Origin of the sequence: Catenulispora sp. MAP12-49 (assembly GCF_041262705.1) — a bacterium.
In the GTDB taxonomy this organism is placed as follows: Bacteria; Actinomycetota; Actinomycetes; order Streptomycetales; family Catenulisporaceae; genus Catenulispora.
Map to the genome: position 1 here is coordinate 204629 of NZ_JBGCCP010000012.1, position 8441 is coordinate 213069.

Below are 8441 nucleotides of genomic sequence, written 5' to 3' on the forward strand. Positions count from 1 at the left end.
CAGGAGGAACACTTCCGTGAATCCGACCATTGAGACAGTCGACCGCGCGCCGGCTGCGGGGCCAGCACCGAAACCGGCCGCCGTCTGGGATCCGCTGGGCGGACGCACCCTGGCCCCGGCCCCCGACGGCGCGCGTCTGCGCGCCGGCTGGGCCGCGCGGGACGCGCTGAGCGCGGCCCGGCTGGCCCTGGTGCTCCAGCAGATGGGCGCCTTCGCCGCGCCCGGCGAGCGCCGGGACCGGTCCGCGCTGGACGCCGACCTCGGCGTCGCCGCCGAGCACCGGCCGCTGTTCGGTGTTCTGATCGACGTGCTCCTCGCGGCGGGCTTGCTACGCGCCGAGGGCGAGGCCGTCGTGGCCGCCGAGCCCGTCGCCGCGCTGGCCGGCCGGGACCTGGCCGCCGAGTCCGCCGCGCTCGTGGCCGCCCACCCCGAGGTGACGGCCCAGACCGCACTGCTCGACGCCTGCCTGGCCGAGTACCCGCGCCTGCTGCGCGGCGAGGTCAAGCCGATCAACGTCCTGTTCCCGGGCTGGAACATGGATCTGGTGGAGGGCGTGTACCGCGGCGACCCGGTCTCGGACCGGCTCAACGAGCTGGCGGCCGAGAGCGTCGCCGAGCCGGTCTTCGCCGCCCGCCGGGCCGGCCCGCTGCGGATCCTGGAAGTCGGCGCCGGCACCGGCGGGACCACGACTCAGATCCTTGAGACGGTGGCCACGGCCGCGGGCCGCTTCACCTTCACCTACACGGACATCTCCGCCAGCTTCCTGCGCCACGGCCGCCGCCGCTTCGCCGCGGACCACCCCACGATGCGCTTCGACCGCCTGGACATTGAAGCCGACCCCGCCGAGCAGGGCTTCGAACCCGGCGCCTTCGACCTGGTGGTCGCCGCGAACGTCCTGCACGCCACCGCCGACCTCCCCCGCACCCTGGCCAACGTCGCCCAGCTGCTGAGCCCCGGCGGCCGCCTGGTCCTCCGCGAGATCACCACCCCGATGATGTTCGTCACGATGTCCTTCGGCCTCCTCGACGGCTGGTGGAGCGCCCAGGACGGCCTGCGCATCCCCGGCTCGCCACTGGCCGGCGTGCCAACCTGGACCCGCCTCCTGCACGACGCCGGGTTCGCCCGAGTGGCGGCGCTGGCCCCGGTGGCGGGGGAGGGCGCCGCGGACGTGTTCGGACAGCATGTCATCGTCGCAGAACGCTGATACGGCGCCGGTTCCGGCCGGCCGCGCATCGGTTTCGTCGCCCCGCATCTACTGCCTCCCGCCGGCCGGATGCGGGGCGAACGCCTTCCGGCACTGGCCGGACCGGGTCGCGCCCGGGACGCGAATCTGCCCGATCCTGCTTCCCGGGCGCGAGACCCGGCTGCGCGAGCAGCCCTTCACCGACATGGCGGCGCTCGTCGAGGCCGTGGCGCCGGAGGTCGACACCGTCGCCCCCGGCGTCAGTGTTCTGCTCGGCCACAGCTTCGGGGCGCTCGCCGCGTTCGAGACCGCGCGGCTGCTGCGTCGGGCCGGCTCGCCGCCGCCCGCGCTGCTGGTGGTCCTCGGCGCCGCCGCGCCGCAGCTGCCGGTGCGGCGGCGCGGCGCGGAGGGGATGGTCGACTTCCTGCGGCGCGTCGGCGGGATGCCCGAGGAGGCACTGGCCCATCCCAAGCTGCTGCGGCTGATCATGCCCGCGCTCCGGGCCGATGTGGGTCTGTGCGAGGAGTACGAGTACGCCGACGAGCCGCCGCTGGACACCCCGATCCTGGCCCTGGCTGGGAACCGGGACGCGCTGGTGCCGGTCGAGGCGGTCGCGGCCTGGGAGGCGCAGACCACCGCCGGCTTCCGGTTCGAGGTTCTGGACGGCGACCACTTCTTCCCCGGCCGTAGCGACGAGTTCTTCGCGTTCCTGGATGAGGCTTGCCGCATGCTCGCTCGTCGGTAAACGAGCCCTGACATGAACACCAAAGAGGCGTGGGCCCAAGCCCACGCCTCCTTGTCACAGGGTTACGCGGCGTCCGTCAGGAGCACCTCGGCCACCGGACGCCGAGCGCCCATCCGTCCCGGCACGATCGTCAGCACCACCATCGCCACGAGGATCCCCACCACGACCGCGGCCAGCCAGGCCGGCGACGGATACACCGTGGTCTCCCCGCGCTTCACCGCGGTGAACAGCCCGATCCCCCCGGGGACGCCCAGCAGGCCGCCCAGCAGCGCCGGCACCACCTGCGCCGCCACGATGCCCGTGGTCACCTGCGACGGGGACGCGCCCAGCGCCCGCGTCAGCGCCGAGGCGCGCCGGGCGTCGTAGACCGTCGCCCAGGCGATGAAGATCGCGTTGATCGCGGCCAGCGCCGACAGCGCCACCGTGACCACCAGCAGGACCTGGTTCATCCGGTCGGTCATCGGGTTGTCCAGGCCGGACGTGCCGCCGGACTGCTGCGCGTTCAGATGGGTGTGGGCGCACAACACCGCGACGACACCGCTGGCCGTGATGGCGATGCTCGCCACGTTCAGCAGCGTCCGCCGCGGCCGGCGGGCGGCGATCCGCAGACCGATCAGCAGCGGCACCGGCAGCCGGGCCGAAATGGCCGTGGCCAGCGGCCGCCGGCGCGGGGCGCGCGTGGCGGCGACGAGTGCCTGCACCGTGCTGATCCGGGCGGCGCGCACCGCCGGGACGAACGTGGCCAGCACCGCCACGCCGACCGCCACCGCGGCCACGATCACCATCGAGCTGACCGTGAGCTGCGGGGTCGCCGCCGTGCCGAGCAGTCCGGAGCCCGGGCTCGTCAGCGCCGGCGCGGCCAGCCGTCCGGCGGCCAGCCCGGCCGCCGTGGCCAGCAGCGCCACCAGCAGGTACTGGGCCAGGAGCACCGCGGCGACCAGCCGAGGCGTCGCGCCGACGGCCTTGAGCAGCCCCACCCGGCGGGTCTGGTCGGCCATCCGGCCGCCGACCAGCACGGCCACGCTGGCGATCGCCAGCAGGCCGAGCAGCCAGCTCAGCACCAGCATGTCGCGCTGCACCGTGTCGACGACCTTCGCGTCCTGGGTGCCGATGTCGACGTAGGTGTTGAAGCCCACCTGCGCGGCGTCGTCGCTGTTCGGGCCCTGCGCCGGCGGCGGCCGGTGGGTGTTGATCCAGGTGTAGGCGTCGGCCGGGTCGGCCAGCTTCAGCGCCGCCAGGAAGTACAGCGGGGCGGCCGGCGTGGCCAGCGCCTCGGCGTCGGACGGCGCGACCCAGACCTGGCCGGTGCTCTCGCCCTGCTGCCGGGTGGTGCCCTGCTCGCAGCCGTCGGTGCAGGTCTGCGGGTAGGGCGGGATGGCGGCGGTGACGGCGATCCCGACGACGGCGAAGGCCTTGCCGTTCAACGTGATCGTGGTGCCGGTCCTCAGGCCGAGCGCGTCGGCGAAGCTGCGCTCCAGGACCACCTGGCCGGGACCGCTGAGCCAGTGGCCCTCGGCGGGCTTGGGCTGGTCGACCGCCACAGCCTCGGGCGTGCGTCCCTCCACCTGCGCGTGAGCACTGTGGCCGTTTCCGGTGAAGGTGGTCCACGCGGTCGGGAACGGTCCGCTCTTCGCGGTGACGCCCGAGGCGCCGAGCACGCGGTCCAGCATGCTCATATCAGGGGACTGACCCGAGTTCTTGGCCGGGTAGAAGTTCACGGCGACGTCGGGCCCGGCCGTGGCGGTACGCGTCTGCTGGTAGGGCTGGTCGGTGACGCCGCCCAGGGTGAGTCCCAGGGTCAGGGTGGTCGTGGCGGCGGTGAAGGCCACGAACAGCAGCACGGCCTCGGCGCGCCGGCGGCGCAGGTCCCGGGCGGCCAGGCGGAGGATGATCCGCAGGCGTGGCATGGCTCAGCCGTCCAGTCCGGCGAGCGCGCCGCGCTGCCCGGTCACGGGCCCGGACTTCGACCCCGACCCGGACCCGGCCCCGCTCCGGCCGGCCGGCCGGCTCTCGTCCACGAAGACCCCGTCGCGCATGGTGATCAGCCGGTCCGCGGTGTTCGCGACGCGCGGGTCATGGGTGACCAGGACCAGCGTCTGGCCGTCGGCGCGGAGCCGCGCGAACAGCCGCATCACGTCGGCGGTGGCCTCGCTGTCCAGGTTGCCCGTCGGCTCGTCGGCCAGCACGATCAACGGTTCGTTGACCAGCGCGCGGGCCACCGCGACCCGCTGCCGCTGGCCCCCGGACAGCTGCGAGGGCAGATGGCGGGCGCGCTCGGACAGGCCGACCTGCTCCAGCAGGCTCAGCGCGCGCTTGCGGGCCTTGCGGGCCGAGCGGCCGGCCAGCAGGGCCGGCAGTTCGACGTTCTCCACCGCGGTCAGCTCGTCCATCAGCTGGAAGGACTGGAAGACGAAGCCGATCGAGTCGCGGCGCATGTGCGCCAGCGCCCGCTCGCCCATCTTGTCGATGCGCTTGCCGGCGATCCAGACCTCGCCCTGCGACGGGCGGTCCAGGCCGCCCAGCAGTTGGAGCATGGTGGACTTCCCGCAGCCGCTGGGCCCGGTCAGGGCCACCGTCTCGCCGGGGGCGACATCGAGGTCGCAGTTCTCGACGGCGTGGACCTGCCCGTCTCCCTTTCCGTATTCCTTGCGGAGCCCGCGGGCTCGAAGCACTGGGTTGGTGGCCGTGGTGGTCATGATGATCTGCTCCTAGGGCCTTTCCGGCCGGTCTTGGTCCAGCTACCTTCGTCTGCGTCGAACCGTGCCGCGTGACGGGCGCCTCAGGCGATGGCATTCCCCCATGGATAGCGGCTGGCCGCCAAGAGTGTCAAACCCCTGATTAACGTTTTCCGGTACCCGGCCGCCGGTTCCGTCCGACTGCGGCCGGGCCGCGGTTGAACAGTGCGGCACGGCTGTTGATCGATACGCCGGCCGCGGGTCATAGTGGCGCGGAGGGTGCATATTCTTTCGAGAAAGGGCGGCACGCAGATGAATCCGTTCGACAATCCCGAGGCCGACTTCCTGGTGCTGGTCAACACCGAGAACCAGCACTCGCTGTGGCCGGTGTTCGCCGATGTCCCCGAGGGGTGGAAGACGGTGTTCGGCAAGGCCCCGCGCCAGGAGTGCCTGGACTACATCGAGGAGTCCTGGACCGACATGCGTCCCAAGAGCCTGATCGACGCGATGGAAGGGAACTGATCCGCTCGCCGGATCGGCGTGGTCTCGTCGCGGGGAGGTCGTCGAGGGAATCGTGAAGGGCGGACCGGGATCCCGGTCCGCCCTTCACGATTCCCTCGATCGGGTTACACCAACCCCCGCTCGGCGAGCAGCGCCCGGACCGCCCGCACCGACCCGGCGACGTCCTCGGAGCCGGTGTCGATCCGCAGCTCGGGGCTCGGCGGCGGCTCGTAGGGGTCGTCGACGCCGGTCAGCCCGGTCAGCGTCCCGGCCCGCTGGCGCGCGTACAGGCCCTTCACGTCCCTGTCCGCGCAGACCTCGACCGGCGTCGCGACGTGCACCTCGAGGAACGCAGTACCGGACCTGCGGTGCCATTCGCGCACCGCGTCCCGGCTGTCCTGGAACGGCGAGACGACCGCCGCCAGCACCAGAACCCCGTTGCGCGCCAGGAGTTCGGCGACGTAGCCGATCCGCCGGACGTTGGCGTCGCGGTCGGCCCGGCTGAAGCCGAGGCCGGCGGACAGGAAGGCACGGACCTCGTCGCCGTCGAGGATCTCCGCGCCGCGGCCCTCGGCGCCCAGGAGCTCGGCCAGCCGGCAGGCGATCGTCGACTTCCCGGCGCTGGGCAGGCCGGTGAGCCAGACCGTCGCCCCGGTGCGGGACGGTTCGGTGTGGGACAGATCGGTGCGGGACGGATCGGAGCGCCCGCGGGAAGCGGGCAGAAGCATGTTTCGCAAGGCACTGGCATGAATAGTCGTCACCGCCGAATTCCTTTCAAGTCGGTGTCCGGCTCCACCCTGGCACCGGCTTTCTCCGGGGATCAAACATCGGCGGCATCGGGATTGTGAACGCGCCCGAGCGCTGTCTATCTTGGGGCCATCGCGGAACTGTCCGGTAATTCGCCCGGCAATCTCGAGGAGTTGTTCTCCCATGAATGAACTGACCCAGCGCCTGTCTGCGGGCGACCACCCGGTGACGCTCGGCGGGCCGACGCCCTCGGTCGCCGAACTCCGGCAGCGGATCGAGGAGTTCGCGCACGTCAGCGTGAAGTTCACCGGCACGCGCGGCGGGACCGACCTGGGCGTCCGCCTGGACCTGGCGGCGACCGACCTGACCGCGGCGGACTTCCAGGCCTCGGCCGGCACGGTCCACCTGGAGGGGACCCTGAATCTGAACGGCGACCCGGTCCGCTGCGTCGCCGACCTGGACCTGGCCACGCTGAACGGCACCGGCCGCCTGGTGCTCGTCTGATAGCACGAACCCTGATACCGCTGACAGCGGCCCCGGCTCGATGAGAAGCCGGGGCCGCTGTCCGTGTTCTGCGATCGGGACGTCACCAGACCCATTCGCGCTTGGCGTACAGGTGCTCCGCGTTGATGTTCCGCGCCGCGCACCAGGACAGGAACTGCTCGACCTGCTGCAGTTGGTAGGAGTCCTCGGTGTAGCTCGTGGCCATCACGTGCCCCAGCCACGGCTCCTCGCCCATGGCGTAGATGTACGCCTCGGACGCGCCCAGCTCCTCCATGATCGCGCAGGCCTGCGACGCGTCGGAGCCCGACAGCGTCCGGGAGTCGCTCATCTTCTTCGTCACCGGCCGGGTCAGCAGCGACTGGTAGAGCCAGGTCAGCGGCGCGCCGGCGCACTCCATGCCCAGGAAGGCCATGTCGACCCGGCCGACGCGGCCGCGGATGTACCGGTACAAGCCCGGGTCGATGCCCGAGGAGTCCGCGCCCACGAAGACGGTGCGCCCGGCCAGCTCGACGCAGAACGTCGACTTCGCTCTGATGTCCAGGTCGGCGTGCTCGCCGAGGAACGGCGTGGCGACCACCTTCCCGCCCGGGAACTCCACCTCCGAGAAGTCGTCCACCTCGGTCACCGGCAGGCCGGCGCGGCTCAGGGCGAGCGCGAGCGAGGGATCGGCGAGGTTGCCGCGCGAGGAGCGCGGGACGACCACCGACCCGACCCGGCCGCGCAGCTGGAGCAGGGTCTCCAGCACGATGTGGTCCTGGTGTCCGTGGGTGATCAGGACCAGGTCGATGTAGTCGGGCAGATCCCGCAGCGTGTAGCGGTCCGTGGCGCCGGCCTCGGCGCTGATGAACGGGTCGGTGACGATCGCCGCCTCGGGAGTCTGCAGGACCAGGCAGGCGTGGCCGAAGTAGCGCACCCGGCCGCCGCCGGCGATGTGCCGGTCCTCGGCCAGGTCGGGTGCGTCGGTCAGGAGCCCGTCCAGGAACGCGGCCTGCGCGGAGTCCAGTTCCAGGGCTTCCTGGAGCCGGCGCAGCGTCGTGCCGTGGACCCGCGCCCGGAACAGCTCCGTCAGCCCGGGGTGCCGGAACGGGATCTTCAGGTCGAGCACGTCGGCCGAGGGCAGCCGAGGAGTGCTCAGAATGAACGGCCGCTCGACGCCAGTCTCCAACGACAGCTGGACCGACTGCCGGTCCTCGGTGAAGGCGCTGCTCTCATAGAGCAGCGGCTCCAGGAAGCGCATGGAGGCCTGGTTGTTGGTGTCGTAGGCCAGTTCCACCAAGCCTGACAGCTCGGCCGGCAGCTTCGGGTAGATCGGCGTGAGATCGAATCCGGTGGCGGTCTGCCGTACGATCTCCTCGCCCTCGGCCACCGCGGCCGCGAAGCGCAGCATGTCGGCCCGGTCCCGCTTGATCGCGGCCAGCAGGTCGCGGACCTCCTCGATCCGCTCCTCGCCGATGTTCACGAAGAACCCGCCGCGCAGCGCCGGGTTGTTGCAGGCGTTGATGTGCACTTGGGGTGTCTGCAGATACGATTCCAACAGGGGAACCTGCAAAGTCGCCAGATTCAGCGCGGCGGGCACTGGCGTCAGGGTGTGGAGCCAGGCATAGAATCCGTCCACCAGCGGCTCGATGATCGTGTTCGGCCGGAGAAATCTCGGCTCGTCTTTCATCTTCTCTCCCTCGTCTTCCCCGGATGTCGAGCGATTCCGGCGGTCTTCCCCGCCACGGTGTGGCCGCGGCCCACCATGACATGGCGCGCGATGCTCCCTCAATATGTGCACAGCGTCCCTCGATATGTGCACGCCCGCCGGCCGCGGGGCGTCCAACCGCGCCCCGGACTCAGTTGAACGCGGTGCCCGCCGAACCGCCGCCACCGCGTTCAACCAGGGCGTTGAGGCCGTTCGCGGCACCGTGTCACAGTGGCCTGCGACAGCCTCGAAGGATTGTCTGACTCATTTCCGGCGCTGAATCGCAGCCCTCCCACCGCCTCCTGCCCGGTATTCGCCAATGCGCGGGGAGCCTCGGCCTGGCGATCGGTACCAGAAGCCCGATAGCCGCCGTCCCGGCGCGAGCGATAGAGGTGTAGGGGA

Annotated in this window: 8 protein-coding genes; 4 read left to right on the forward strand and 4 right to left on the reverse strand. The window is 71.7% G+C overall.

Annotation, left to right across the window (positions count from 1 at the left end):
• The first annotated feature begins 16 nt into the window (after window positions 1-16).
• The gene (locus tag ABIA35_RS22985; RefSeq protein WP_370359254.1) at window positions 17-1204 is read left to right on the forward strand and encodes a class I SAM-dependent methyltransferase; all 1188 of its coding nucleotides are present in this window, start codon (window positions 17-19) and stop codon (window positions 1202-1204) included.
• Window positions 1182-1928: a thioesterase II family protein gene (locus tag ABIA35_RS22990; protein ID WP_370359255.1), complete on the forward strand. Its 747-nt coding sequence runs from the start codon at window positions 1182-1184 to the stop codon at window positions 1926-1928. The genes ABIA35_RS22985 and ABIA35_RS22990 overlap by 23 nt, the downstream gene beginning before the upstream one ends.
• A gap of 62 nt (window positions 1929-1990) precedes the next feature.
• Here the strand turns inward: ABIA35_RS22990 and ABIA35_RS22995 are convergent, their stop codons facing one another.
• Window positions 1991-3835 carry an FtsX-like permease family protein gene (locus tag ABIA35_RS22995; RefSeq protein ID WP_370345249.1) on the reverse strand — a complete coding sequence of 615 codons (1845 nt, stop codon included), beginning with the start codon at window positions 3833-3835 and terminating at the stop codon, window positions 1991-1993.
• 3 nt (window positions 3836-3838) lie between these two features.
• Window positions 3839-4624 (reverse strand): ABC transporter ATP-binding protein, encoded by a 786-nt coding sequence (locus ABIA35_RS23000; RefSeq protein ID WP_370345248.1) that lies wholly within the window; start codon window positions 4622-4624, stop codon window positions 3839-3841.
• Between the two features lie 291 nt (window positions 4625-4915).
• Between ABIA35_RS23000 and ABIA35_RS23005 the strand changes: the two genes are divergently transcribed.
• A complete protein-coding gene (locus ABIA35_RS23005) occupies window positions 4916-5125 on the forward strand; it encodes an MbtH family protein (protein WP_370345247.1) in 210 nt (69 codons plus the stop codon).
• A 104-nt stretch (window positions 5126-5229) separates the two neighbouring features.
• Here the strand turns inward: ABIA35_RS23005 and cysC are convergent, their stop codons facing one another.
• Window positions 5230-5832 carry an adenylyl-sulfate kinase gene (cysC, locus tag ABIA35_RS23010; RefSeq protein ID WP_370345246.1) on the reverse strand — a complete coding sequence of 201 codons (603 nt, stop codon included), beginning with the start codon at window positions 5830-5832 and terminating at the stop codon, window positions 5230-5232.
• Between the two features lie 202 nt (window positions 5833-6034).
• Between cysC and ABIA35_RS23015 the strand changes: the two genes are divergently transcribed.
• Complete coding sequence (locus tag ABIA35_RS23015; protein WP_370345245.1) at window positions 6035-6355, forward strand: MbtH domain protein; 321 nt, start codon at window positions 6035-6037, stop codon at window positions 6353-6355.
• An 82-nt stretch (window positions 6356-6437) separates the two neighbouring features.
• On the opposite strand, the gene ABIA35_RS23020 is transcribed toward ABIA35_RS23015, so the two are convergent.
• Window positions 6438-8021: an MBL fold metallo-hydrolase gene (locus tag ABIA35_RS23020; RefSeq protein ID WP_370345244.1), complete on the reverse strand. Its 1584-nt coding sequence runs from the start codon at window positions 8019-8021 to the stop codon at window positions 6438-6440.
• Window positions 8022-8441 lie beyond the last annotated feature (420 nt).